The sequence below is a fragment of the Tenacibaculum sp. E3R01 genome (assembly GCF_003318185.1).
In the GTDB taxonomy this organism is placed as follows: domain Bacteria; phylum Bacteroidota; class Bacteroidia; order Flavobacteriales; family Flavobacteriaceae; genus Polaribacter; species Polaribacter halocynthiae.
The window spans coordinates 167,710-192,420 of sequence record NZ_QOCC01000026.1 but is presented as its reverse complement, the minus strand read 5'-3'; the positions used below and the strand labels follow the sequence as shown (position 1 = coordinate 192,420).

The window sequence follows — 24,711 nt, the reverse complement described above, 5'->3', positions numbered from 1 at the left end:
TTAATCAACGCTCTATTTTATTTATGTTATAGTTTAAATAAAATAGAGTGTATTAATATACTAGTTCAATTTTAATTGTAGGAATACTATGGTAAATACCAAACGTTTTTTACTTTAGCATTAATGGATTTTGAACGTCAATTATTATTCTTTTTTAGTGCTTTAGGAGCATTTAATGGATTTCTATTAAGTGTTTATTTTGCGTATTCAACAAAACACAAGAAGTTTTCAAATTACTTTTTATCATTATTATTATTTGTTTTAAGTATACGAATTATCAAATCGGTTTTTTTATATTTTAATCCAAATCTGTCAAGTGTTTTTATACAAATAGGGCTCTCAGCATGTGTTTTAATTGGTCCTGCTTTGTATTTGTATATAACTTCCTTAATAAAAGAAAGCAAAACTAAAAAATGGAGGTTGCATATTATTCCATTTACTATTGTTTTAATAGTTTTAGGAGTACTGTATCCTTATTTAGAGCATAGAAAATTATGGTCACGATTTATTGTTAAAATTATTTATATACAATGGTTAATTTATATTCTTTTAACAGGAATAGAATTAAAGTATATTATAAAAAATGTATTTAATAAGTCGATTAAACTTAAAGAAATTGAAATATGGTTATTAAGTATTTTTATAGGCGTATTAGTAATATGGTTATCCTATAATATAGGATCTTTTACATCATACATTGTAGGGGCATTGTCATTTTCATTTGTTTTTTATCTTTTACTATTATTATGGGTATTTAAAAGAAATAAAAGCACTTTGTTTTTTGAAGAAAAAATTAAATATGAAAATAAAAAGTTTGATGAAGAAGAAGTTAAACCAATAATTAAAAAATTAGCAGTTATTAAAGAAGAAAAATTGTTTAAAAATCCTGATTTAAAAATATCAGAGATTGCTAAAAAACTAAAAATCCCAACTCATCAATTGTCACAACTTCTAAATGATAATTTAGGAAAATCATTTTCTTTATTTATAAATGAACTTAGAATAGAAGAAGCAAAACAGTTATTAGTATCTGAGAAAATATATACAATTGAAACAATTGGATATGATTGCGGATTTAACTCTAAATCTACCTTTTTCACGACTTTTAAAAAGGTAACAGGAACTACACCAGCTAAATATAAAAAAGAAAATAGTAAAAATTAAAAGTTCTTGTTTGCATAGTGGTAGTTCGGATTTATAATTGAAAACCTTTTTTTATAGGAAAGAATGCATATTGCGATAAATTAAGGTAGTATGCAAAAAACAATCTTTTCGTTATTAATCATTCTGGTTTTACTAGGGTGTAAAACATCAACAAATGAAAAAGGGAAAATACTTTTTATAGTATCAAATCAACATACATATGGAAATACAAAATTAAATACTGCTAATCATTTCTCTGAAATTGTTTTGGCATATGATGTTTTTAAGAAGAAAGGTTATAAAGTAGATTTTGTAAGCCCTAAAGGAGGTGCGATTCCTATCGGTTATATAAAGACATCTGATTCTATTCAAAAAAAGTATTTATATGATTCAGATTTCATGAATTTACTTAAGAACACATTAGTTCCAGAAGGTGTTGTTGAAATCAACTATAAGGCTGTTTATTATAGTGGTGGTGGTTCAGCTATGTTTGGAGTACCCGAAAATAAAGGAATTCAAAACCTTTCAAGAACTATTTATGAAAAGAAAGGTATTGTATCTGCAATTTGTCATGGCACTGCCGGAATTGTAAATTTAAAATTATCTAATGGAACGTTTTTGTACGCAGGGAAAGAAGTAAACGGTTTTCCTGAAATTTTTGAAAATAAAACAGCTTTTTATTATAAAACATTTCCTTTTTCTATAGAAGAAAGTATAGTTGCAAATGGAGGGAGATTTACATATTCTAAAAAAGGATGGGATAATAATTATGTAGTTGATGGAAGATTAATTACAGGTCAAGATCCTTCGGCTACAGTATCGGTAGCTCAAAAAGTGATAGAATTATTAGAAAAATAATATACTTTAATAAAAATTAAAACAATTTAAATATGAAAAAAAGAATTATCATAATAGTACTTTGTACCATCTGTTCAATGAATAGCTTTGCACAAGAATCGGATTACAAGCTTGTAGAAAAGACAGTTTCTTATTATTTAGAAGGAGGAACAAATAACGATTTTGAAACTTTAAAAAAAGCATTTCATGAAGATGCAACTATGAAATTTGTTTCAAAGGGAATATATAAAGAAGTAAATGCACTAAGTTTTTTTAAAAGAGTAACAAAAAAAGGGCCTAAGCAAAATAGAAAAACACAAATTTCCTATATAAATGTTTCTGGAAATACAGCAAATGCAAAATTAGAAATTGAATATCCATCATTTACATTTATAGATTATATGAATTTATTAAAGATAGATGGGGAATGGAAAGTAGTAAATAAGATATTTAATAGAAAGCCAAAAACATCAAATAAATAAATACAATGCGACTATTAATATATATATTCTTACTTTTTCTTTCTATCAACGTAGCAAATAGCCAAACATATATTGGAAAAGAAAAACAGATTAAACAAATTTTAGAAAACACTAAAAACTTTTCTAAATATGTAAATACGTCTAATTACAAAATGATTGGAGAGTGCTATACTACAGATGCAAAAATATTTCCTCAAAGGGGTAACATATTAGAAGGGAAAAAAGCAATAGTAAAGTATTGGACACTTCCAGAAGGTATTAAAACAATACAACATAAGATAACGCAACATGAAATACGAATAGTTAAAAATACAGCATATGATTATGGTATATATGAAGGAACTACAGTTAAAAAAGATGGAAAGAAAACTAGCTGGAAAGGAAAATATGTAATCGTTTGGAAAAAAGTAGCGGGAAATTGGAAGATATATCTTGATATTTGGAATAGTTTATAACTTTATTTAATAGTTTGTCACTGATTCTTTTACTTTTGTAAAGTAAAAGAATCATATGAAAGACGGTAGAAATAGAAAAAATATTCAGATTGGTAGTATTGTTGAAGTAGTACAGAAAAATCATCAAAGAACTGGAGAGTTAACGGAAGGTATTGTAAGTAGATTATTAACAAAATCACCAAATCATCCACACGGAATAAAAGTACAGTTAGAATCTGGTATTGTTGGAAGAGTTAAAAATGTTATAGAAGAAGAGTAATAACTTTCTTCTTTATAATAAATCATCTAAAGCATTGTTCAATTTTTCAAATTTAAACGAATAAAATTGTGATGTTTTTTCGGTAGAAATTTTACTTCCTTTTAAAAGAATGACAGAAAGTTCGCCCAAAATAAGGTTCAAAATAAAAGAAGGAATACTAAAAGGTAATAATAGTTTACGAGTTACTTTTGCTAATGTTTTTGTAAAAGAAGTATTAGTATGATGCTCAGGAGCAGACGCATTAAATATACCAGTAAAGGTATTATTATTAACTGCTTTTACATATAGAGCACATAAATCTTCAATATGAATCCAAGGCATATATTGTTTTCCGTTACCTAATTCGGCTAAAAATAGTGGTGTGTTTATTTTATTTAAAGCGCCTCCAGTTTTTGTTAAGACAATACTGGTACGTAAAATAGTAACAGGTATTTCAAGAGTTTTAAATTGTAAGGCAGCTTTTTCCCATTGAATACAAATTTTTGAAATGAAATCGTTTTCAGGAGCATCAGTTTCTTTAAAAATAGATTGAGAAGTTATAGCTCCATAATAACCGATACCAGAAGCTGAAATAAATCCTTCTAATTGAATATTCAACTTTTTACTATATTCAAATAGTAAATTAGCAGATTGAATTCTACTATCAATTAATTCTTCTTTACGTTTTTTTGACCATCTTTTATCAGCAATTCCTGCGCCGGCTAAATGAATAATATGTGTAATATTTTCAAAAGCTTTTTCATCAATATACCCTTCTTTTATATTCCAACGAAATTCATTACTCTTTTTAGGAGTTCTAGTTAGTATTGAAACTTCATGATTATTCTTTTTTAAAACTTCTTGTAAATGTTTACCTACTAAACCAGTACCACCAGTTATCAATATTTTAGTCATTATCGTTGCTTTTTGTTAGCTTCACAAAATTGTATTATCTCCGTAATTCTTTTTTGACGTGTTATTTCTCTTTTAGCTTGATGTAACCAATATAAATAGTTTTTTTTATAAGAAGGAGCGAAGTTTAGATAATTATTAAAGGCTTTATTATTTTTATCAAACTCAATTTGTAAATCAGTAGGAATAATTAAATTATCAATATCATCTAGTGCTTCCCAGGATCCGTTACTTTTTGCAATTTTGATTTTTTGTAACCCAGATGAGTGCATTTGATTATTATTAACCAGTTCCTTTATGTAAGATTTATTTAGTTTACTCCAAACACTTTTGGGTTTCCTAGGGCAAAAGTATTGCTGTCTCTTACCATTGCCTAAACTTTTAACGGTAGAATCAATCCAACCAAAACATAGGGCAACTTTTACGGCTTCTTCCCAGCGCATACTTGGTATTTTAGTTTCTATTTTATATAAAATGAGATATATACCGGTACTTTTAGTATGGTTTTCAAATAACCAACTACGCCATTCGGAGTCAGTTTTAAAATATAATAATGGTTTTTCTACCATTTTCTAAAAATCTTTGAAGGAAATGAAACAATACTTTCATGTCCATTTTTACCAACTGCTACAATTCCAAATAAAAAATTATCAATAACAATCCCTTCTAATAAAAACCGATTAACATTACCTACATACCTACTATGATCCCAAGTAGGTGAAGTAGTGTCTCTCCAATAAATTTTATAACCTTTAGCTCCTTCTACTTTATCCCATTGTAATTTTACTGAGGCTTCTACAATACCACCAATTCCTACATTTTTTGGACTAGGAGGAGACAAGGCCAAACTAGCCATAGTAATTGCATTTACAGCTGTTAGTTTTTTAGCATACTCAAAATTAACATGTTCAAAAGTATCACCATATTTAATTCCGTTTTCAGTTCTTATATCTTGATGTTGTTGCGTATAGTTTTCATGAGCCTCCATAATTCTAATTCCAGCAAAGCCTAAATCGTTAAAAGGTCTGTGATGACCTCCTCTACCAAATCTATCTAGGCGATAAATCATCATAGGGTTCATTTCTGGCATATATGTTTTAGTAGTTTTATAAATATATCTTGCTAATTGTCTTGAAATCCCATCTACTTCGCCACCATAAAAACGTCTAGCTCTACGTTGTCTTTCTGTTTCATTTGCAGGTACTGGTTCTGAAAATATTCTAAAACTTCGATTATCAATAATACCATCAACACCTTTAATATTACCAATCATATCATTATTTAAAACACCTATAATATCCCATTGTTTCTCTTTAGCATATTTAGCTAATCCAGCACCTCCAAATAGCCCTTGTTCTTCACCTGATAAACCTACATAAACAATACTACTTTCAAATTGATAGTTAGATAATACCCTCGCGGCTTCAATAGTTCCAGCCATACCTGAAGCATTATCATTAGCACCTGGAGCATCAGTAGTGAAATCCATTGTGTTACTTGCACGTGAATCAATATCTCCACTCATAATAATATACCTATTAGGAAACTTTGTTCCTTTTTGTATAGCTACAACATTTACTACCCAAGCATCATGCGGTACACGTCTGTTTCCTTTTTTAGTAACGAAATCTTTTTGATAAAAAGTGGTTAAGCAATTATTACAGTTTTTTGAAATAGTTTCAAACTGTGCTTTTATCCAACGACGAGCAGCTCCTATACCACGAGTATTTGAAATAGTATCACTAAAAGTATTTCTAGTTCCAAATTCCGTAAGAGTTTTTATGTCTTTTTTTATTCTATTTGCAGAAACATTATTAATGATGTCGTAAATTTTAGAATCAGTTTGTGCGTTAATAGTTGTTGATAGAAATATTAATATGAGTACTATTTTTTTCATGATTTATTGTTTAAAATACCAAAAAGGTATAGTTAACTCTAAAATTTTTAAAGTATCTTGTTTTTTTATTAGCTTTCGTTTCAGTCTTAAAATATGTTTACCTTCATTAAGTTCTTTAGTAGGTAAGTAAGTTTCAAAACCAACTTGATTTTGCTTGTTACGGCTTATTAAAAAATCAGGTTTATATTCTGTAGTATCTATTTTAATGATATACATTTTATTAATTGTTTCTATATATTTAATAGCCAAACTATCTCTTTTTTTTCTTGAAATAGATTTGTTATTATAAATACGAATACCAGTTTTAAAACCTCTATTATCTTCTAAAGGTTTTAAAGTAGGGTTGAAAGCATAAATTCTATCTTCAACATTATCATTAAAAACTTTAAAAAACTTAATGAATGGATCTGTTATTACTTTCGATTGAACACTTGCAACTCTTACAAAATCATTTTCCTTAATTCTTAAATTTTCATATTCTCTATCGTCAATATATAAATTGGAGTTGTATTTAGTACTGTTTATATAATTTGATTTTTGATATTTTACTGAATTAAATATAGATATTACTATATATATTGGAATTAGAAAAATGCTAAGTCTTTTAGTGAATTTGTTATCTAAAAAATTATAAACTAAAGGCCTATATAGGAAAGAAAGAGTTAGAAAACTGAATACCCAATAAAATGGGAAATATATTTTAGATAACCATTTTTTCTTTTTTAAATATCCTTGGGTAATAAAATCAATAAACATTAAAATTGATCCAATACTTAGAATTATCATTAAGGTAGCCCCAATAAAAGTTCTAAGATCCTTAGGTAAACTATCGTTAGAAATTATATAGGTTGCAACAAGAATAAATGATACTACAATTATTGTAATTGAGATTACATAAAAAATCAATAAAAAAGAAGCAGCAAATAATACACTACAATAATTTTCTAATGAAGCGACATATTTATCAAAAGAAATGATTTTCTTTTTTAAATATTTAGTGAAACGATTATGGTAGTTTAATTCTTCAAAATCAATATCTCCAGAAATATACCGTAAGCCTAAAGCTCCAATCCATAAACCTCTTAATATTACATGAACAAGTAGGTTAAATATAAGAATATAGCAAGCTACTAAAGCAACAATTAGAATTATAAAAGAATAAATGTTCTTGTCGTTCTCTGCTATTTCTAAAGCAGTTTTTACATGAGGAAAAGCAGTAAACAAACCAAAAATAGCAAAACCAGAAATTAATAACTCTAATTGCCAGCTATCTTGTTGTAAACGATCTAGTAAATCTTTAAAAACAGAACTCTTATAGTCTCTACTCATAGCTTGTTATTTATGTTATAAATATACAGCCTTTTTTAAAAGAAAAAAACCACTTCAAAAGGAAGTGGTTGCGTTTTTACTACATGAAATTATTTTATTCGTTTTCTATTTTTTTAGTTAAGTTAAATCCAATAAATAATGCAGCTCCAGCACAAAGGAAAATTGAAGAAATAAAGAATACTTCTGAATCAATTGCATTACTTGGACGGTTTGCCCATGAACCACTATAACCAAAAGTAGAACTTAAAATGGCTCCTAATAGCACACCAACACCAATTCCCATAGCTAATAAGGCTAAATTTAAAATAATAACTCTACCAGTTAAGGTTGAACGTTTTCTTTCTCCTTGCATAAAAATTTTGGCATCTACACCTTTTTCTATTAATGCTAAACGTTCTTTATTTCTTGTTGAATAGAATAAATAAAAAATTCCAAAAATTACTGCGAATAAGAACATAAATACTATTGCTGCTTCCATACTATTATTATATTTAAATGATTATTTTTAATGTGTTTGAAAGGTATGACTGTGATGTTTTAAAAAAGGTTACAAAAAAATAAAAAAAATATTTTTTCAAAAAAACTGTAACCTTTTTTTGAAAGGTACAGTCAAAAGATATAATGACTATTAAAAACGACCAAATCTATATTAATCAAATTCTCAAAGGAGATGCAAATGCTTTTGCTTTTTTAGTAGAAAAGTATAAAATAATGGTATTTACTTTGGCATTAAAAATGCTGAAGAGTAGAGAAGAGGCAGAAGAAATTTCTCAAGATACTTTTATAAAGGCATATAAAAATATAGACAAGTTTAAAGGAGATGCTAAATTTTCAACATGGTTGTATAAGATAGCATATAGAACATGTTTGGATAGTATTAAAAAGAATAGTAAAAAGTATCAAACTGGAACGATTGATGAAATAACAATTAATAAAATAAAATCAACAGAAGGAGTTTTAGATTCAATTGAAAGAAAAGAACGTGCCGAAATTATTAATAAATGTTTGATTGAGCTACCTGAAGATGAACGTTCAGTTATTTGGTTGTTTTATTTTGAAGAATTAAGTTTGAAAGAGATTATAGATATTACTGACTTATCAGAAGCAAATGTGAAGGTTAAATTACATAGAGCAAGAAAAAGGTTATTAACTATAGTAGAAAAAAGAGTTGAACCAGAATTAATAAATCATTATGGGAGAAAATAAGCATATAGAAGAGTTAGATATATTTGCGAAAAAATATATTAAAGAAATAAAGGAAGAATCTCCTTCAACTGATTTTACGGCAAATATAATGAATGCTATTTTAGAAACTAAAAAGGCAGATATCTATAAAGCAACGCCTTTAATATCTAAAAAAGTGTGGTTTCTTTTAAGTGCTGTTTTGGTAACTTCTATACTGTATGTTTCAAGGGGAACATCATTAGGTTGGGTTAAAATGCCGAAAGTAAATTTGAATTTTACAGATGCAATTCAATTACCTAAATTATTTGAAGGAATTACAATTTCAAATACAATTTTGTATACATGTTTCTTATTTACATTAATGATTTTTGTTCAAATTTATTTTCTAAAAGGGTATTTTACCAGAAAAATAAATATGTAGTTATCTAATAAAGCGAACAATGCTAATCTTGCCATTTTTTATTTCATAAATTGCTAATGCTTTAAAAGTATTTCCATTAGCAGTAACTAGTTCTTCATCAATAACTACATTCCCTTTTACAATTCTACTTGTTATTTTACAATGTAAGTCTTTTGTTTTTTCAAACATTGGAGCATACCTTTTTCGCATTTCATCTATTCCTTCATAGCTTAGTTTATTAGGGTATGTGTATACCTTAACGTTTTTTGCATAGGGTTTTAAAAAAGCTTCAATATCTCTTTTGTTATACCCTTCTAGTTGTTCTTGTGCCAATGCTCTAGGTGATACTTCAGCAACAATAGCTAGTTTTGTACCATTTTTATTTACTGTAATTCTTGAAATGTTATTAATATTTTCATCTTTGAATTTATAAAACAAAGAACCTCTTTTATCTTTTTTAGGATTGAATTTATAAATAGCTTTTTGGTAAGGTATTAATAGTGTACCATCAGGTAACCAGCATACATCTTCAGTAGTTCCAGTATTTGTGATTTTTTTTGTTTCTTTTGTTTTTGGATCTAATGACCAAGCTTCCCATTTATCTTTGTTTTTTTTCATAAAACTAACCAAATTAGAGTTTGGTATTTTATGAAGTGAGCGTCCAACTTGTTTTGTGATAGAATGATTTGTTTTAGTTTTTAAATCACTTATAAAAAGTTCAAGGGTATCATTTACAATAACAGATGAAATCAACGTGTTTTTATCAAACCAAACTGGATAAGCGATTACTAAATCTTTGATTAATTCTGAGTTTTCTCCAGTATTAATATCATACTTATAAAAACGTTGCTTACCATTTTTGTCTAATCTAACAGCTGAAATGTTTTTTGAATAAGGAATTCGTTGAGGTGAATATTCACCTCCGTTTGGGGTATTGCTGATAAAAGTTTTACTACCAGAAATCACATCGTATTTAGCAATGTCAATTTCTCCATTTCTATTAGAAGAAAATAAAATAGTATTATTATTGTAAAAGTGAGGTTGACTATCATAACCATCATTATTTGAAATGTTTTTCGCATTTGTAGCAATCCAATTTCCATTTAATTCCTTTATATCAAATAAATGAATTTCTGTATTTGTTTGTGCAAATGAAATAGAGGATATAAATAAAAAAGCAAATAAATTTTTCATGATGTAGTTTATTAAACTACCAAAGTACTAAAAAATCCACTTTGAGTTAACAAAAGTGGATTTTTAAAATTTATGAATAAGAAAATTACTTTAAAGAAGTAATCCATTTATTTATTTTGTTTTCAAGTAAAGCTAGGGGAATACAACCAGTTTCTAGAATTTGATTGTGAAATTCACGAATATCAAATTTATCACCTAGTACTTTTTTGGCTTTAGCACGTAACTCTCTAATTTTTAATTGTCCAATTTTATAAGATAAAGCTTGCCCAGGATTTGCCATATAACGTTCAATTTCTGAAATAATACTAGCTTCAGATTCTGCTTCATTATTTAATGAATACTCAATCGCTTTTTCTCTACTCCATCCTTTAGCGTGCATCCCAGTATCAACAACTAAACGAATCGCACGATGCATTTCCATTCCTAACATTCCAAAATATTGGTAGGGGTCAGTGTATAAACCTAATTCTTTACCTAAGTTTTCAGTATATAGTGCCCAACCTTCACCATAAGCACTGTACCATAAAGTTTTTCTAAAATCAGGTAAGTTTTTATTTTCTTGTGTTAAAGATATTTGATAATGATGCCCTGGAATAGCTTCATGTAAAAATAGCGCTTCATCAGAAAATACATTATACTTTGTTGCATTCGGAATAGGAGTATAGAAAACACCAGGTCTAGTTCCATCTAAAGATCCAGGGTTATATTCTGCGCTTGCAGAAGCTTCTCTAAACTTTTCAGTTTGTTTAACTATGAATCCAGTTTTTGGTTTGTTTCCAAATAACTTTTCTAATTGCGGCTTCATTTTTTTATGAATTGCATTAAAATTGTCAATGATTTGTTTAGGAGTAGTATATGGCATTAACTCTTTGTTTTCACGCACATAGTTAAAAAAGTCTTTTAAACTCCCTTTAAAACCAACTTGCTCTTTAACTTTTTCCATTTCAGATAAAATACGACCGACTTCATTTAAGCCAAGGTTATGAATTTCATCAGCAGTCATAGTAGTTGTGGTGTACTTTTTAATAGCATGTTGATAATATTCCTTCCCTTGAGGAACTCCATCAATACCACTATCCTTTCTTCCTGCTTTTAAATAATCTGTTTTTAAGAAATTATATAAACTTTTAAAAGAAGGTATTAATTTTTCATTTAAGACGTTAGTATACTTTTTTGATAACTCTTCTTTCTCTTCATTTGAGAATTTAGAAGGAAAGTTTTTAATAGGAGTATAAAATAAATGATCTTTTAGGGTAGTATTTGCTAATACTTTAAATTGAGGAATTACTTTTTCTATTAAAGATTTTGGTAAAACATAACCTTCTTTAATTCCTTCTTGCATTCTATCTTTAGCAGATTTTAACCAATTATTATAGCTATCTAACCTAAGTAACCAATTTTTATAATCTACCACTGTTTTAAATGGCTGTGAACTACTTCCACTTGCAAATTGTCCGATGGTAAGATTAATAGTCCACATTTGATTAATAGGCATCAATAAATCGTTTTTAAAGCTATTTTGAGCAAGAGCAATATCACAATCCCATGCAAGTACAGCTTTACTCATTTGTTGACTTTCTGATAAATCACTATTTTTATAAGATTCAAGTTTACTTTTAAAATAGTCATAAAAAGATTCAGTTTTGTAAGTATATTCCGTTAATAAACTATTAGGGAACTTATCATTATATCTTGCATCTCCAGCTTGTGTAGCACTTATAGGAAACAAACGTAGTTTTCGTTCATTGTACTCCTTTAACAAGTTGTCAAAATCAGTATTTACTTTTTGAGTTTTAGTAACTAAATTTGTGGTTTCTTTTTTTTCTTGTTTACAAGAATAAAAAAGTAGCGTAGCAGTAATTACTGATACAAATATATTTTTCATGATAATGTTCTTTGATTGCCAACAAATATACCAAAAAAGAAATTTTATTTTAGCGAACTAGCTTCATTGTGTATGTCATGACTACGTCATTATCAATTTTTAAGTGAAGATCATAATTCCTTTTTTTATTGACTTTAATCTTAAAAGTAATAATGTTATCTACATTTCTAAGATTATAAATTTTATGATGTTTCTCATTTACTCCAATATATGATACTAATGTTATATTTTTTGTAGTAATTTTTTTTAATGTTTTAAATTTAAAAGTTACCTCTTCTCCTTTCTTTATTTCAATATTCATTTTTGAAGGAGTAATAGGAGTTATTTTATACTTAAAAGCGTCATCATAAATAAGAGGAGAAGTGATAAAGTCCTGTTTTGAAATATTGGAGTTCAAGAGCCATTTTTTATTTTGAGGATAATGATTTTTAGAAAATAAAGAAGGCTCAGTTAAAAAATACCCATCATTATAATCAAATATAAATGTATAAAATTCATTTGTATAACTACTAGATAAAGAAGGGTCACATAAATACCATTTGTTATTTAATTTTACTGCATTCCATGAATGATTTATAAGCTCAAAAGAATTAACATTAGATGTTGATGTTCTATTATAGCCATTAATAATTTTACATTCTATATTGGAAAGTGAAGCAAGTTCTTTAATTAAATAAGCATACCCAGTACATATTGTTTTTTGTTTTTCTCGTAGTGTTTTAAAAACTTTTGATGTTATGGATTTATTCCAATTGTAAAGAGCGATACTATCGTTTTTGAGTCGTTTTCTTTTCCTTATTATTTTACGAGAAAGGGTATAGTCACCTTTAATGTTTGATGTAACCCAAAGGTAAATAGCTCTAAACTTTTCTACATCACTATTTAATTTAGAAGTAAGTTTAAAAGATAGTTGAGGTAAATTATTTAATCTTTCGTATTTGTATGTTTTAACAATATTTTCAACCTTTTTAAAGTTGATGTTTTTAAAATCAGAAACTTGGGAGTTTGCAAAATAAGTTAAGTTTAGAAAAATAAAGAGCAAAATTTTCTTCATAGCAATTTAGTTTTATTTCCTTTTTGATGAATAAGTTTTCTTTATAGCAACTTCTCCCATTAATATACATGCTTCACTTTTAATAGTAACATCAATTTTTTTCTTTGAAGTAAAGTTTTTATCAGTAATAATAACTTCTTCTGTTTTCATTCCTACGAAACTAAAAATTAAAATATCTCCTTTTTTTAGTTGTTTAGGAAACTCAAAATTACCATCAAAATCTGTTTCTGTGCCTATTGTTGTACCTTTTAAAAGAACACTAACACCAGGTAATGGGCCTGACTCATCTTTAACAAACCCTTTTATAGTAACTTCCTTATTGTGTGATTTAAGTTTTAGTTTTTTGTTTTTTTGAATTACTATTTCTGTTGGCTGTTTACATTTTTGAGCGTTTGCCGTATTTGGAATAAATAATGATATAATTGTTAGAGCTAGCCCTCCAATTAAACTTTGTTTTTTATGTAAATATGTAGTTTCAGAATATGTTTTTAATTGATGTTTTTTAAATCTTCCACAAGTTTTTTTAGAATCATTATTTTTAAAGTAGCTAATGATTTCTTTGGAATTCATTTTAGTAAAATCGATAACGTTTTTTTCACAAGAACCACAAAACCCTCCAGAATTAGTAGGTGTAAATTGATTAAAGTCTTCAGAGCAAGGCTTGTTAATTCCTAATGTAAATTGATTTTTCATAATTTTTAATTTTAATTGATTTTTGATCAAACCTATATTTTATTCTAAATATTTAAAACCAATAATTAGGAAACGATACTTCTTAATGAGTGAAGTGTAAGTTTTGAAGAGTAAACTTTTTTAACCCAAAAAACCTCTTTGAAAATAAATCAAAGAGGCTTTTTAGTTTTATTTATAAAAATAATTTACGGTATGTTCAAGTACTTATGAGTTTGTAAAGAAATACGCCATTTAGGGTTATTCATTACATAATCGATAATTAAAGGAGTCATTTTTTCTTTTTTACTCCACTCTGGTTGTAAAAAAAGATTACATTTTTCTCCAACTTTTTTAGCTTGTTCTTCAGCAAATTGAAAATCATTTTTATTATGAATGATCATTTTTAATTCATTTGCTTCTTCATATGAACGTTTTAAAGGTAGTTTGTTTTTCTTTGGAGACAAGCAAAACCAATCCCAAGTTCCAGAAAAATCATAAGCACCAGAAGTTTCAATATGTGTTTTAATACCTTTTTCTTGAAGCTGATTAGTTATATAGTCTAAACTCCACATTAAAGGTTCACCACCTGTAATAACAACAGTTTTTGCATACTTACTAGTATTTTCAACTATTGTATCTGTATGAGTAGGAGGGTGTAAATTAGCATCCCAACTTTCTTTAACGTCACACCAATGACAACCAACATCACAACCTCCAATACGAATAAAATAAGCTGCAGTACCTGTATGTGCCCCCTCTCCTTGAATGGTGTAAAACTCTTCCATTAGTGGAAGCATTTCACCTTTATCTATCAACTCTTGAATCTCTTTTTTCAACATAAGTGTGCAAAGATAGGCAACATTAAAAATTAATGAATGTTTTTTGTTATTTTTACGTGTTTTTTACGAATGAACTTCAAAAAAATATGAGTAAAACAGAAGAATTTTATAAGTATATAAATGACGGTTATAAGAGCAAAGGAGATTTTATCACCTTGGGAGCTGGAATGTTAGGAGAAGAAACAGTAACGAATGCATTGGTTAACATTCCTTTGAAAATGTTAAATCGCCATGGATTAATTGCTGGTGCTACAGGTACAGGAAAAACCAAAACATTGCAAGTTTTGGCTGAAAATATGTCAGAAAAAGGAATTCCTGTATTATTGATGGATGTAAAAGGAGATTTAAGTGGATTGGCTCAAGCTAGTCCTGGACATACAAAAATAGATGAACGTCATGAAAAAATTGGTATTCCATTTGATGCACAAAAATTCCCAATTGAAATTTTAACAATTTCAGAGCAAAAAGGAGTTAAATTGCGTGCTACGATCTCTGAATTTGGCCCCGTTTTACTTTCTAGAATTTTAGACTTAACAGAAACTCAGTCTGGTATTGTTGCCATTATTTTTAAATATTGTGATGACAACCAGTTACCGTTATTAGATTTAAAAGACTTTAAAAAAATTCTTCAATATGTAACAAATGAAGGAAAAGAAGAAATTAAAGAAGAGTATGGTCGAATTTCAACAGCAAGTACTGGAGCAATTTTACGTAAAGTTATTGAAATAGAGCAGCAGGGTGGAGATTTGTTTTTCGGAGAAAAATCATTTGAAGTTGATGATTTAACTCGTATTGATGAAAATGGAAAAGGTGTAATTTCTGTATTGCGTTTAACAGATATTCAAGATAAGCCAAAACTATTTTCAACATTTATGTTACAGTTGTTGGCTGAGGTTTATGAAACATTTCCAGAGCAAGGAGATAGTGGTCAGCCTGAGTTAGTTATTTTTATAGATGAAGCTCATCTAGTATTTGATGAAGCTTCAAAGGCTTTATTAAGTCAAATTGAAAGTATTATAAAGTTAATTCGATCAAAAGGAATTGGATTATATTTTGTAACACAGAACCCAAAAGATGTTCCTGAAGATGTTTTAGCGCAGTTAGGTATGAAAATACAGCATGCTTTGCGTGCTTTTACAGCTAAAGATAGAAAAGCTATTAAATTAGCAGCAGAGAATTATCCAGATTCTGAATATTATGACACGAAAGAAGTGCTAACTCAATTAGGAATTGGTGAGGCCTTAGTATCTGTATTAAATGAAAAAGGAATTCCTACACCATTGGCTAGGACTATGTTACGAGCACCAATGAGCAGAATGGATATATTAACTGAAAAAGAAATTGATGAAGTTATAGATAACTCTAAATTAATTTCTAAATACAATAAAACTGTTGATAGAGAAAGTGCTTATGAGTTATTAAATGAAAAAATAAAAAGAATAAATAAAGAAAAAACAGAAGAAGACGATTATAAGGAAAGAGAAAAAACAAGAAGAAAATCATCTTCTAGAAGTAGAAGTACACGTATGAATCCTATTATTAAAGTACTAACAAGTGCAACGTTTATTAGGAGTGTTTTTGGAATATTAAAAAAAGTAATGTAGAAATATAATTTCTTAAAAGGAAAAAACGTTATAATTAAAATAAATTACATGATAAAACTATATAAACCATTAGCTATAGCATTAATTTCTATTGTTTTTATACAATGTAGCAACAATAAATATGATATTGCTAAAGGAAAAGTAGGAAAGCTTACAGTTAAAACTACGATACAAGAAGTTGATAATCTTTTTGCTAAAGACTCTGTAGTAAAGATATTGAGTGAAGGAGCTAAAGGGAATAATTTCTTTCAAGATGATGATAAATACTTAGTTTATGAAAAAGGAGGGAAGCATTTACTTACTATTATTCCTAAAGAACAACTAGATTCAACATCAACAATAAAAAGTATTGAAATTTTTGATGACAGGTTTAAAACAAAAACAGGTTTAAATATTAACTCAACTTTTCAAGAAATAAATGCTAATAATAAAATTAGTAAAGTTGAATCGTCTTTTTCATCAGCAACCTTATTTATAGATGAACTTAACGCTACTGTTGCAATAGATAAAGAAGATTTAGGATTGAAAGAATTTAGTACACAAAAAGTAAGTATTGAACAAATTCCTGATTTAGCTAAAATTAAATCATTAACCATTTGGTTTAACTAAAAATTTAAAAAAGTCGAAACTTAGTTTCGACTTTTGTTTTTTTTATGAGTAAAAAATATACAATTCAAACAAGTCCTTTTGTAGTGCCAACTACAGATGGTAAATTAATAGAAGAGCACTTTGGGAATGCTACTGATAAAAACTCTGAAGTAAGCATTGCACATATGGTGGCACCAGCTGGTTGGAGTGAACCTTTTCAAACCCCAAAATTTGAAGAGTATACCTATGTGATTAAAGGGAAAAAACAATTTAATATTGATGGAGATATAGTTGTTCTTAAAGCTGGTCAATCTATAAAGATTGAGAAAAATGTTCGTGTTCAATATTCAAATCCTTTTGATAGTGAATGTGAGTACTTAGCTATTTGTTTACCTGCATTTTCTATGAATTTGGTTAATAGAGAAAAAGAATAAACTAATAAAGTATTAGTTTATTCTTTGATTAATTTATAGAGTAAATTAATTTTATACCAAACCAGAAAGTAATGCTTGAGAGGTAATATTGACTAAAGATTCGATAATATTAGTTACTTTTTCAAGTGATTTAGCTACGCCAGCTAGTTTTTTGTTTGAAATTTGCATTTTTTCTATTAGACTTTTCATTTTATTAGTATCTCTATTTAAAATTTCTATTAATTTTTTTGTTTTTTCACGTATGATAGTAGTGACTAAGTTTCTTAGTTGTAGAGAAGCTTTTTCTAATCTTAATCTATCTTCTTGAGATAAATCGTTTATGGATCTTGCATTTTCAATAATTTCTATAGAGTCTAGAATTTGGTCAAGTGTTTTAATTTTTTCAGTGTTCATAATAGATTGTTTTTATTTTTTAATTTGGGAAATTGTATTTTTTATTTCTTTTAATTCTGTGTAAAGAGATTGAAATTCTTTAATAGCAAATTTTAAATTTTGCTTCTCTTTTATAATTTTGCATAGTTTTTTATGTGCTAATCTTAAGTTACAAGTTGATTTTGAAACTTGATCTCTTAATTTTTTTGTTATTTCAAGATTATTCTTTAATGTTAAATATTCCTCCAAATTATTTTTATCAACTTTAGAGTTTAAATTTAAATATGCTGAATAATCAATGTTTAGAAGACGTTCTTCTGTTTTTATGATGTCATGGATAGATTCAGAGTCTAAGAAGTCTATTAAATTGTCAGTCATAGTATCAATAATAATATCAGCCTTTTTAACAAATTTTTTAATTTCTTTGGCTTGTTTGTATTTTACATACTGTTTCCCAATTGTTGTTATAATTTTGCCTAAAGCCTCTCCAATGTTCGATGGTAGGTTTTTATTTTCAACTTTATTATATAAAGTAACTAAAGAATCTATTCCTATACCAAATTTACTAGCCTGTTCTTTTAAATTTGAAGTAATTTTATCTGAAGATAATAGGGCTAATGATTGTGCGTATTTATCTATAATTTTAAGTGATAAATCGACATTTTGAGTCAGAAGATTACCTGTTTTTAAACTACTATATATGCTATCAAGTTTTTTTTTGCGATCTATACGGTTTTTAATGGTTGTTACATAAGTTATTCCTCTTTTTAAACGTATGTTATTTAGTTCTTTCGTTATTTTGCTTGGGTAATTTGAATAACTAGAAGTTGTTGTAGCAAAATTATTAACTGCATTTATTTGTGTATCGGTTAGTGTGGCACAACTACAAATTATAATCGTTATGCTCAAAAAAAGTATTTTTTTCATTTAAATAGATGTTAAGTTTTTAATATTTAGTTATATAATCTTTTGGGTTAAAGCTATTTTTCTTTTTTAATGATTTTATAAGAACATCGGATTCTCTATGTTCATTCTGGTCAATTCTATTAGGTTTCATTATGGTTACTATCTTTAATAATTGTTTAGCTATTAGTGGGTAAAACAGGCCAGTTATAAAGAGTTTAGTGTTTTCTTCAATTTTTGGAATATTAATAAACTCGGATAAATAACTGGCTGTTAAACCAAAAAAGATAATTGATATGGTTGTGATAATCCAGTAGGATTTGGATGAAAATAATTTTACATTATTTCCTAATGACTTACTAAGGTTATACCAATGTAAAACCTCTTGTCCAACAGCTCCAAGAAAGCTAGGAAGTAATAATTTCAAGCTGATAAATAGCATAATAAATGAGTTTGATTAGATACTCAAAATTATGCTATAGTTAGATGTTGTAATATACCTATGAATAAGTAATTTAAAATTGATACTTTTTATCAATGGCGTATTTTATTAATTCATTTCCATTAGATAAATTTAGTTTACGGATCATATTTTTCCTATGTGTGTCTACAGTAGTTTTAGCAATAAATAGAACATCAGCTATTTCTTTTGAAGTTTTTCCGGTTGCAATTAGCTGTAAAATTTCTTTTTCTCTGTTAGAGAGTGTCACTTTTTCTGTTTTACCTATAATTACATTTTTATCGATGTAATTGTTCATAAAATTAAAAGCTACATTAGGATCAAAAAAAGTTTCACCATTTGCAACGGCTACAATTGCTTTTAAAAGCATTTTAATACCAGAATTTTTTAATAAGTAACCGGTAGCACCAGCATCTAACATTTGTTTTATAGCTTCTGGCTGATCAAACATAGTCATAGCTAAAACACGTATATGAGGAAATTGAGATTTTATAGTTTTTGTAGCTTCTATACCATCCATTATTGGCATTCTAATATCAGTAATAACAACTTTTGGTTGTTTTAAAGATACTAGTTTAATTAAATCTTTACCATTATTTACAGTACCTATAATAGTTATGTCTTCATTGTATTCAAAAAAAGATTTAACTCCATCAATTAGCATTTGATGGTCTTCTGCCATAGCTATAGTAATCATAAAACTAAGTTTTACTCAAAGATATTAAAATTAAGTTCTATTAGATGTACCTAGAATTAGGTAAAGTTTATAGGAATATCAATAATAATTGAAGTTCCTTTGTTTTTTGTAGAGTCAATTTCAAAGGTTCCGTTAAGGTGTTTAATACGAGTTTGAATAGATCCAATTCCCATGCCCTTATTTATAGCTATTTTCTTATAATCAAAACCTTTCCCATTATCTTCCACAATAATATTTAAAGTATTTTCAAATTGAGAAATATTAATACTTGTATGTGTAGCTTTTGAGTGTTTTATAATATTGGTAGTCAATTCTTGTATAATTCTAAAAACGGTTATTTCTAAGCTGTTTTCAAGGCGTTTGTTTAAACCATAATCAATAACATCAATACTTATCTTGTTTGCATCAGAAATTTTTTCAGCCATTATTTTAACAGCAACTAGTAATCCTTTATTGGCAATTACGCCAGAGTTTTTAGCATGAGCAATACTTCTTATTTTTAAATAGGCTTCATCAATTAGTTTTTCTGTTTTTTGGTATAATTCATCTTGATTAAAGTGTTTATTGTCTCTATTTAGCTGTAAGTTCTCAAAATGAAGTTTTAAAGTAGCGAGAACGCTACCTATATTATCATGTAAATCTTCAGCAATCCGTATTCGCTCTTTTTCTTGCCCATCAATCATAGCATTAATGGTATTTATTTCTTGTTCTTTTAGTAAAGTAAGGTTTTTTTGTTGCTCTAGTTGATTTTGTTGTTCTGCTAATAAGCGTTTTCTACGAGAGTTTTTTAAAGAAAGAAAACCAATTATTCCGCCAAGTATTAAAAAAACTAAAGCACCATAAAATAAATTTTCACCATGTTTTATTTGTTGTTCATTGATTAAGTTATCTTGCTTTAACTGTAAATTCTCCTTTTCTTTTTCTGCTACTTTGTACTTTTTATCTAGGTCAGCAATTGCTATATTTTGTTGGCTTGTATTTAAACTATCTTTATATAAAATATAATTTTGTTGATATTTATATGCTCTTTGATAATTGCCTATTTGTTGGTAACAGTCAGCTAATTTTTGATAAATTATTTTTTGATATTTTACTTCATATTGAGAAAGTTTTAAGTTTTTAGTTTTTTCAAGAATTTCTATAGCTTTACGGTAGTTTTTTTGTTTTTGATATAAATTGATTAGATTGATGTATATACTAATTAATTCATCAGGATTACTGGTGGAATTTATTTTTATAGCCTTATTTAAGAAATAACTTGCAGAATCTGGCTTTTTAATAGAGTATAACAAACCAAGATTAGTATAAGTATTCTGAGCATAATCTTTTCTATTAATCTTAAAACATAACTTTAAAGATTCTTTATAATATTTTGCTGAAGTTACAGGGGAGTTTTGATTAAAAAAATAGGAAGCGAATCTGTTTTTTAAAGCAATAACCCATACGGTATCTGTTATTTTATATTGCTGGTTTTCTTTTAAGTATTGTAATGGATCTTTATTTATTTTTTTCTGAGAACTAACAATATCGAATAATTTTATGTTACAAATAAAAACACTGTCAATTTTTTTGCTATTTAAGTATAGTTTTTTTGATTTTAAAATATACTTGTAAGCTAAATAAGCTTTATTTAGTTTAATAGATTTTATTCCTTTGGTAAAAAATATATATGAAGAATCTTTTTTAACTTCATTAATAGAAAATACTGTTATAATAAAAAAATATATAACAGTATTTATAAAATATTTTAATAGAGTTTTTAACATGAAGTTTATGGGCCAGAAACAATTACACCACCTCCAGCTTCTTTAGGTTCTTCAAAAAGGGAGTAAAGTCTTTTATTGTTTTTAAGTGAGTCAATAGTTCTGTTTTTTTCTTTCTCAAATGAAATAAATTTATATTTAGGTAAATGCTCCTTAACTTTCATAATAATATTATTATTATTAATAATGTCATTGTCATTAAAAACTAAAACATAAACCTCTTCTCCTTTTGTGATTTTAAAAGATGGTTCTGTAACATTTATGAGTTCATCAAAATTTATATCAATTTCTCCAATATATTCTTTATGGTCATTTCTTCTTGGTATGTTTTTAGTATCTGTTATATGTATTACAATCATAGCGTAAAATATATTAGAGATATTAAAAACATTCTTTAGAATAAACTTTTTATTAGGTAAAGGAGTTTCAATATGTATAGTTTTTTCATCAAAATCATAATAACTAACCATATTTTCTTTTTTAGTGATGTCAAAATTTTTAAAATCATCTGAATAATTACCTAAATGATGAGGTTTAATTTTTTCGAATTTGAGTTTCATAATAAATAAATTTGATTGTTAATTTACTCCAAAACTCGAAAAAAATATAGAGTATTATATACCTACAATTAAGTATTTTAAAATACTTAAATATAAACAAAATCTTATACAGTAATAATAGTAAGTATGATTCCTAGTAAAATAGCAGTGAATTTTTGAAAGTTAAATTTATGGTTTTCTGAACCCTCAAATAGGATAATAGTAGAAATGTGTAAAAATATACCAATGGTAAAAGCAGTAATTTCTGAGTGGTATTTTGTGAAAAAAGTAATTTTTTCTGAAATAAAAATACCTAACGGACTCATTAATGCAAACAAACCTAAAAAAAGAACCATTGTTTTTTTAGTGTATTTAGTTTTTATTAAAAAAGTAGTTAAAACAACTGCAATTGGTATTTTATGAATAAAAATAGCCCATAAAAGATTATGTTGATGACCTTCATGGTCATGAATAGGAAGTCCTTCTGAAAAAGCATGAATACATAAGCTAATAAACAATAACCAAGGAAACTTGTCTTTATCTGAACGAACATGAACATGTCCATGTTCGGCACCTTTTGAAAATGATTCTAATACAGATTGTATTAAGATACCTCCTAAGATAAGGATACCAATTAATTTAATGTTAGTATTTTGTGTATATACTTCTGGAAGTAAATGCAAAACTGTAACAGATAGTAAATAGGCACCACTAAAAGCAAGTAATAACCTAACAAAGGTGTTACTAGGTTTTATAAATAAAACAATTAAAGAACCTAATAAAACAGAAAGTATTAATAAAATATAACTCATTCAGCAATCAGTATTAATCTGTCAGAAGTCTCTTTGTTAAAATTTTGTAAAGCATAATTACCAAAAACATGTTGAACTTTTAATCCAGCACTCTCAAAATAATTATGCATTTTTTTTAAAGTTAAAAGTTTTACTTGTTCGGTATAGGTATGTTCCTTATTGTCTGCAAAAAATGAAATATGCTTTAAAATAAAACCATTTTTGATCTCTTTTTTTATATTAAATTTAATTCCGTCAATAGTTTTTGCTTCTTCAGGTATTAAATTAGCTTTTGCTTTTTCAACATTTAAAAAATCTACAACTAAAACACCATCTTTTTTTAGCCCGTTTTTGAAGTTCTGTAAAATTAAAATATCATCATTGTCATCTTCAAAATATCCAAAACTAGTAAATAAGTTAAAAATAGCGTCGTATTTATTCTCAATAGGTTTACGCATATCCCATACTTCAAACTCTAAAGAATCATTTTCAAATTCTTTAGCATGTTGAATACTATTAGCACTTAAATCACCACCGCTAACATTGTACCCTAAAGAATTTAGATAAACAGAATGCCTTCCCTTACCGCAAGGAACATCAGCAATTGAGCTGTTTTTCTTTAGTTTTAAGAAAGAAGTAATGTTACGCATAAAAAATTGCGCATCAGTATCATTTCTATGCTTATATAAAATATGATAGTAAGGTGTATCAAACCACGAAGTAAACCAATCTTTTTTTGTATCCATAATAATAAGAGTCAGCAAAAATAATGAAATCTTACGTTTTATAAGATGAAAGAATAAAAATTCATAAGTAGATAAATTAGCAGTACTTTTGTAACGAAATTTTACAGGTATACATGGAGAAAGATTTTAAAATGACAGCCATAACTATGGCAGGTTTAGAAGGTGTTTTAGCAGATGAACTTCGTAAACTAGGTGCTCAAGAAGTAAAAGAAGGAATAAGAAATGTTTCTTTTAGAGGAGATAAAGGGTTTATGTATAAAGCAAATATTGCTTTAAGAACAGCTATTAGGATTTTAAAACCTATAAAAAGGAGTAAAATTTTTGATGAAGAAGATTTATATGAAGCTATACAACGTATAAAATGGGAACGCTTTTTAGATGTAGAAGGAACCTTTGCTATTGGAGCTGTTGTGAATTCTAGAAATTTTACTACTAACTCACATTATATTAGCTTAAAATCGAAAGATGCTATTGCTGATTATTTCATGCATAAGTATAAAAAGCGCCCAAATGTAGACTTAAAATATCCAGATGTAAAAATTCATATCCATATTCATAAAGAATGGTTAACAATTTCATTAGATTCTTCTGGAGATTCTTTGCATAAAAGAGGGTATAGGAGTGCTACTAATATTGCCCCGATTAATGAAGTTTTAGCAGCTGGTTTAGTATTGTTATCTGGATATAAAGGTGAAGAGAATTTTATTGATCCTATGTGTGGTTCTGGAACTATTTTGATTGAAGCAGCAATGATTGCTAATCAAATACCTGCAAATATTAATCGTAAGCACTTTGCTTTTGAAAATTGGAAAGACTACGATGAAGATTTGTATTTTGTAATTCAAGATTCATTATTAAAGAAAATAAGAAGCTCACACTTTAAAATTATGGGCTTTGATAAGGCTCCGTCTGCTGTAAGAAAAGCTGAACAAAATATAATTAATGCTAATTTAGATGAATTTATAGGGGTACACCATGTAAATTTCTTTAACTCTAAAAAAGAAGTGTTTGGTAAAACTACCATTTTATTTAATCCACCTTATGGAGAGCGGTTAAATATTGATGTAGAAGAGTTTTATGGGAAGATAGGGGATACTTTAAAGCATAATTATGGTAATTCTACTGCTTGGTTAATAACCTCAGATATACAAGCATTAAAACATGTTGGTTTAAGAACGTCAAAACGAGTGCCTCTTAAAAATGCAGATTTAGATTGTCGTTTTGTAAAATACGAATTATACGAAGGAAGTAAAAAAGCAAAAAAGAATACCTCGTATGAAGAGGAATAATAA

At 27.3% G+C, this 24,711-nt stretch carries 29 protein-coding genes; 11 read left to right on the top strand and 18 right to left on the bottom strand.

Going from position 1 to position 24,711, the window contains the following annotated elements:
- Positions 1-123: 123 nt before the first annotated feature.
- From DS884_RS15800 to DS884_RS15780, 5 genes are all read left to right on the top strand, one after another.
- Positions 124-1,164 (top strand): helix-turn-helix domain-containing protein, encoded by a 1,041-nt coding sequence (locus DS884_RS15800; protein WP_093871724.1) that lies wholly within the window; start codon positions 124-126, stop codon positions 1,162-1,164.
- A gap of 90 nt (positions 1,165-1,254) precedes the next feature.
- Positions 1,255-2,001, top strand: coding sequence for a type 1 glutamine amidotransferase domain-containing protein (locus DS884_RS15795; RefSeq protein ID WP_113787436.1), 747 nt, complete (start codon positions 1,255-1,257; stop codon positions 1,999-2,001).
- Between the two features lie 32 nt (positions 2,002-2,033).
- Positions 2,034-2,462: a nuclear transport factor 2 family protein gene (locus tag DS884_RS15790; protein WP_113787435.1), complete on the top strand. Its 429-nt coding sequence runs from the start codon at positions 2,034-2,036 to the stop codon at positions 2,460-2,462.
- Between the two features lie 5 nt (positions 2,463-2,467).
- Positions 2,468-2,917, top strand: a complete 450-nt coding sequence (locus DS884_RS15785; RefSeq protein WP_093871721.1) for a YybH family protein — start codon at positions 2,468-2,470, stop codon at positions 2,915-2,917.
- Positions 2,918-2,972: 55 nt separating this feature from the next.
- A complete protein-coding gene (locus DS884_RS15780) occupies positions 2,973-3,176 on the top strand; it encodes a YwbE family protein (protein WP_093871720.1) in 204 nt (67 codons plus the stop codon).
- A gap of 12 nt (positions 3,177-3,188) precedes the next feature.
- Here DS884_RS15780 and DS884_RS15775 read toward each other — a convergent pair whose 3' ends face one another.
- The 5 genes from DS884_RS15775 to DS884_RS15755 form a co-directional block, all read right to left on the bottom strand.
- Entirely contained in the window at positions 3,189-4,070 is an 882-nt protein-coding gene (locus DS884_RS15775) for a TIGR01777 family oxidoreductase (RefSeq protein ID WP_093871719.1), read from the bottom strand.
- A complete protein-coding gene (locus DS884_RS15770; RefSeq protein ID WP_093871718.1) occupies positions 4,070-4,636 on the bottom strand; it encodes a YdeI/OmpD-associated family protein in 567 nt (188 codons plus the stop codon). Before DS884_RS15770 ends, DS884_RS15775 begins: the two co-directional genes overlap by 1 nt.
- Complete coding sequence (locus DS884_RS15765; protein ID WP_113787434.1) at positions 4,630-5,964, bottom strand: M28 family peptidase; 1,335 nt, start codon at positions 5,962-5,964, stop codon at positions 4,630-4,632. The genes DS884_RS15770 and DS884_RS15765 overlap by 7 nt, the downstream gene beginning before the upstream one ends.
- A gap of 3 nt (positions 5,965-5,967) precedes the next feature.
- Complete coding sequence (locus DS884_RS15760; protein WP_113787433.1) at positions 5,968-7,293, bottom strand: hypothetical protein; 1,326 nt, start codon at positions 7,291-7,293, stop codon at positions 5,968-5,970.
- A gap of 94 nt (positions 7,294-7,387) precedes the next feature.
- Positions 7,388-7,771, bottom strand: a complete 384-nt coding sequence (locus tag DS884_RS15755; protein WP_113787432.1) for a DUF6249 domain-containing protein — start codon at positions 7,769-7,771, stop codon at positions 7,388-7,390.
- Between the two features lie 143 nt (positions 7,772-7,914).
- On the opposite strand from DS884_RS15755, the gene DS884_RS15750 reads away from it, so the two are divergent.
- Positions 7,915-8,499: an RNA polymerase sigma factor gene (locus DS884_RS15750; protein WP_093871714.1), complete on the top strand. Its 585-nt coding sequence runs from the start codon at positions 7,915-7,917 to the stop codon at positions 8,497-8,499.
- Positions 8,486-8,899: a hypothetical protein gene (locus tag DS884_RS15745; protein ID WP_093871713.1), complete on the top strand. Its 414-nt coding sequence runs from the start codon at positions 8,486-8,488 to the stop codon at positions 8,897-8,899. The genes DS884_RS15750 and DS884_RS15745 overlap by 14 nt, the downstream gene beginning before the upstream one ends.
- On the opposite strand, the gene DS884_RS18595 is transcribed toward DS884_RS15745, so the two are convergent.
- The 5 genes from DS884_RS18595 to DS884_RS15720 form a co-directional block, all read right to left on the bottom strand.
- The gene (locus DS884_RS18595; RefSeq protein ID WP_199488223.1) at positions 8,900-10,072 is read right to left on the bottom strand and encodes a nuclear transport factor 2 family protein; all 1,173 of its coding nucleotides are present in this window, start codon (positions 10,070-10,072) and stop codon (positions 8,900-8,902) included.
- Positions 10,073-10,157: 85 nt separating this feature from the next.
- Positions 10,158-11,957 carry a DUF885 domain-containing protein gene (locus tag DS884_RS15735; RefSeq protein WP_113787431.1) on the bottom strand — a complete coding sequence of 600 codons (1,800 nt, stop codon included), beginning with the start codon at positions 11,955-11,957 and terminating at the stop codon, positions 10,158-10,160.
- A gap of 49 nt (positions 11,958-12,006) precedes the next feature.
- Complete coding sequence (locus DS884_RS15730) at positions 12,007-13,011, bottom strand: transglutaminase domain-containing protein (protein WP_113787430.1); 1,005 nt, start codon at positions 13,009-13,011, stop codon at positions 12,007-12,009.
- Between the two features lie 12 nt (positions 13,012-13,023).
- Positions 13,024-13,704: a carboxypeptidase-like regulatory domain-containing protein gene (locus tag DS884_RS15725; RefSeq protein ID WP_113787429.1), complete on the bottom strand. Its 681-nt coding sequence runs from the start codon at positions 13,702-13,704 to the stop codon at positions 13,024-13,026.
- 185 nt (positions 13,705-13,889) lie between these two features.
- Positions 13,890-14,522, bottom strand: a complete 633-nt coding sequence (locus tag DS884_RS15720; RefSeq protein ID WP_093871709.1) for a 7-carboxy-7-deazaguanine synthase QueE — start codon at positions 14,520-14,522, stop codon at positions 13,890-13,892.
- Between the two features lie 86 nt (positions 14,523-14,608).
- Here DS884_RS15720 and DS884_RS15715 point away from each other — a divergent pair, with 86 nt between their 5' ends.
- Genes DS884_RS15715 through DS884_RS15705 form a run of 3 tightly spaced genes read left to right on the top strand, consistent with a single transcriptional unit; the run spans position 14,609 to position 17,148 of the window.
- On the top strand, positions 14,609-16,126 hold the full coding sequence (locus tag DS884_RS15715) for a helicase HerA-like domain-containing protein (RefSeq protein WP_113787428.1): 1,518 nt from the start codon (positions 14,609-14,611) through the stop codon (positions 16,124-16,126).
- Between the two features lie 48 nt (positions 16,127-16,174).
- Positions 16,175-16,735 (top strand): hypothetical protein, encoded by a 561-nt coding sequence (locus DS884_RS15710; protein WP_093871707.1) that lies wholly within the window; start codon positions 16,175-16,177, stop codon positions 16,733-16,735.
- Between the two features lie 44 nt (positions 16,736-16,779).
- A complete protein-coding gene (locus DS884_RS15705; protein ID WP_093871706.1) occupies positions 16,780-17,148 on the top strand; it encodes a cupin domain-containing protein in 369 nt (122 codons plus the stop codon).
- 51 nt (positions 17,149-17,199) lie between these two features.
- Here the strand turns inward: DS884_RS15705 and DS884_RS15700 are convergent, their stop codons facing one another.
- The 8 genes from DS884_RS15700 to DS884_RS15665 all read right to left on the bottom strand — a co-directional run bounded on the left by DS884_RS15700 (position 17,200) and on the right by DS884_RS15665 (position 23,419).
- Positions 17,200-17,541, bottom strand: coding sequence for a hypothetical protein (locus DS884_RS15700; protein WP_113787427.1), 342 nt, complete (start codon positions 17,539-17,541; stop codon positions 17,200-17,202).
- Between the two features lie 12 nt (positions 17,542-17,553).
- The gene (locus DS884_RS15695) at positions 17,554-18,447 is read right to left on the bottom strand and encodes a hypothetical protein (protein WP_113787426.1); all 894 of its coding nucleotides are present in this window, start codon (positions 18,445-18,447) and stop codon (positions 17,554-17,556) included.
- 19 nt (positions 18,448-18,466) lie between these two features.
- Positions 18,467-18,865 (bottom strand): hypothetical protein, encoded by a 399-nt coding sequence (locus DS884_RS15690; RefSeq protein WP_113787425.1) that lies wholly within the window; start codon positions 18,863-18,865, stop codon positions 18,467-18,469.
- Between the two features lie 73 nt (positions 18,866-18,938).
- Positions 18,939-19,580 carry a response regulator gene (locus DS884_RS15685; RefSeq protein ID WP_199488222.1) on the bottom strand — a complete coding sequence of 214 codons (642 nt, stop codon included), beginning with the start codon at positions 19,578-19,580 and terminating at the stop codon, positions 18,939-18,941.
- 56 nt (positions 19,581-19,636) lie between these two features.
- Complete coding sequence (locus DS884_RS15680) at positions 19,637-21,346, bottom strand: sensor histidine kinase (RefSeq protein WP_113787424.1); 1,710 nt, start codon at positions 21,344-21,346, stop codon at positions 19,637-19,639.
- A 5-nt stretch (positions 21,347-21,351) separates the two neighbouring features.
- Positions 21,352-21,903, bottom strand: coding sequence for a hypothetical protein (locus DS884_RS15675; RefSeq protein WP_113787423.1), 552 nt, complete (start codon positions 21,901-21,903; stop codon positions 21,352-21,354).
- 104 nt (positions 21,904-22,007) lie between these two features.
- Complete coding sequence (locus DS884_RS15670; RefSeq protein ID WP_113787422.1) at positions 22,008-22,694, bottom strand: ZIP family metal transporter; 687 nt, start codon at positions 22,692-22,694, stop codon at positions 22,008-22,010.
- On the bottom strand, positions 22,691-23,419 hold the full coding sequence (locus tag DS884_RS15665) for a class I SAM-dependent methyltransferase (protein WP_113787421.1): 729 nt from the start codon (positions 23,417-23,419) through the stop codon (positions 22,691-22,693). The genes DS884_RS15670 and DS884_RS15665 overlap by 4 nt, the downstream gene beginning before the upstream one ends.
- Positions 23,420-23,532: 113 nt before the next feature.
- Here DS884_RS15665 and DS884_RS15660 point away from each other — a divergent pair, with 113 nt between their 5' ends.
- Positions 23,533-24,708 (top strand): class I SAM-dependent RNA methyltransferase, encoded by a 1,176-nt coding sequence (locus DS884_RS15660; RefSeq protein WP_093871697.1) that lies wholly within the window; start codon positions 23,533-23,535, stop codon positions 24,706-24,708.
- Positions 24,709-24,711 lie beyond the last annotated feature (3 nt).

Bases quoted from the DNA above. Each gene is read 5' to 3' on its own strand.
- DS884_RS15745 (WP_093871713.1), top strand. From the start codon at position 8,486: ATGGGAGAAAATAAGCATATAGAAGAGTTAGATATATTTGCGAAAAAA.
- DS884_RS15790 (WP_113787435.1), top strand. From the start codon at position 2,034: ATGAAAAAAAGAATTATCATAATAGTACTTTGTACCATCTGTTCAATG.
- DS884_RS15660 (WP_093871697.1), top strand. From the start codon at position 23,533: ATGGAGAAAGATTTTAAAATGACAGCCATAACTATGGCAGGTTTAGAA.
- DS884_RS15770 (WP_093871718.1), bottom strand. From the start codon at position 4,636: ATGGTAGAAAAACCATTATTATATTTTAAAACTGACTCCGAATGGCGT.
- DS884_RS15705 (WP_093871706.1), top strand. From the start codon at position 16,780: ATGAGTAAAAAATATACAATTCAAACAAGTCCTTTTGTAGTGCCAACT.
- DS884_RS18595 (WP_199488223.1), bottom strand. From the start codon at position 10,072: ATGAAAAATTTATTTGCTTTTTTATTTATATCCTCTATTTCATTTGCA.
- DS884_RS15780 (WP_093871720.1), top strand. From the start codon at position 2,973: ATGAAAGACGGTAGAAATAGAAAAAATATTCAGATTGGTAGTATTGTT.
- DS884_RS15665 (WP_113787421.1), bottom strand. From the start codon at position 23,419: ATGGATACAAAAAAAGATTGGTTTACTTCGTGGTTTGATACACCTTAC.
- DS884_RS15775 (WP_093871719.1), bottom strand. From the start codon at position 4,070: ATGACTAAAATATTGATAACTGGTGGTACTGGTTTAGTAGGTAAACAT.
- DS884_RS15795 (WP_113787436.1), top strand. From the start codon at position 1,255: ATGCAAAAAACAATCTTTTCGTTATTAATCATTCTGGTTTTACTAGGG.
- DS884_RS15760 (WP_113787433.1), bottom strand. From the start codon at position 7,293: ATGAGTAGAGACTATAAGAGTTCTGTTTTTAAAGATTTACTAGATCGT.
- DS884_RS15670 (WP_113787422.1), bottom strand. From the start codon at position 22,694: ATGAGTTATATTTTATTAATACTTTCTGTTTTATTAGGTTCTTTAATT.
- DS884_RS15710 (WP_093871707.1), top strand. From the start codon at position 16,175: ATGATAAAACTATATAAACCATTAGCTATAGCATTAATTTCTATTGTT.
- DS884_RS15695 (WP_113787426.1), bottom strand. From the start codon at position 18,447: ATGAAAAAAATACTTTTTTTGAGCATAACGATTATAATTTGTAGTTGT.
- DS884_RS15735 (WP_113787431.1), bottom strand. From the start codon at position 11,957: ATGAAAAATATATTTGTATCAGTAATTACTGCTACGCTACTTTTTTAT.
- DS884_RS15750 (WP_093871714.1), top strand. From the start codon at position 7,915: ATGACTATTAAAAACGACCAAATCTATATTAATCAAATTCTCAAAGGA.
- DS884_RS15675 (WP_113787423.1), bottom strand. From the start codon at position 21,903: ATGAAACTCAAATTCGAAAAAATTAAACCTCATCATTTAGGTAATTAT.
- DS884_RS15720 (WP_093871709.1), bottom strand. From the start codon at position 14,522: ATGTTGAAAAAAGAGATTCAAGAGTTGATAGATAAAGGTGAAATGCTT.
- DS884_RS15800 (WP_093871724.1), top strand. From the start codon at position 124: ATGGATTTTGAACGTCAATTATTATTCTTTTTTAGTGCTTTAGGAGCA.
- DS884_RS15685 (WP_199488222.1), bottom strand. From the start codon at position 19,580: ATGATTACTATAGCTATGGCAGAAGACCATCAAATGCTAATTGATGGA.
- DS884_RS15690 (WP_113787425.1), bottom strand. From the start codon at position 18,865: ATGCTATTTATCAGCTTGAAATTATTACTTCCTAGCTTTCTTGGAGCT.
- DS884_RS15755 (WP_113787432.1), bottom strand. From the start codon at position 7,771: ATGGAAGCAGCAATAGTATTTATGTTCTTATTCGCAGTAATTTTTGGA.
- DS884_RS15785 (WP_093871721.1), top strand. From the start codon at position 2,468: ATGCGACTATTAATATATATATTCTTACTTTTTCTTTCTATCAACGTA.
- DS884_RS15700 (WP_113787427.1), bottom strand. From the start codon at position 17,541: ATGAACACTGAAAAAATTAAAACACTTGACCAAATTCTAGACTCTATA.
- DS884_RS15680 (WP_113787424.1), bottom strand. From the start codon at position 21,346: ATGTTAAAAACTCTATTAAAATATTTTATAAATACTGTTATATATTTT.
- DS884_RS15715 (WP_113787428.1), top strand. From the start codon at position 14,609: ATGAGTAAAACAGAAGAATTTTATAAGTATATAAATGACGGTTATAAG.
- DS884_RS15730 (WP_113787430.1), bottom strand. From the start codon at position 13,011: ATGAAGAAAATTTTGCTCTTTATTTTTCTAAACTTAACTTATTTTGCA.
- DS884_RS15765 (WP_113787434.1), bottom strand. From the start codon at position 5,964: ATGAAAAAAATAGTACTCATATTAATATTTCTATCAACAACTATTAAC.
- DS884_RS15725 (WP_113787429.1), bottom strand. From the start codon at position 13,704: ATGAAAAATCAATTTACATTAGGAATTAACAAGCCTTGCTCTGAAGAC.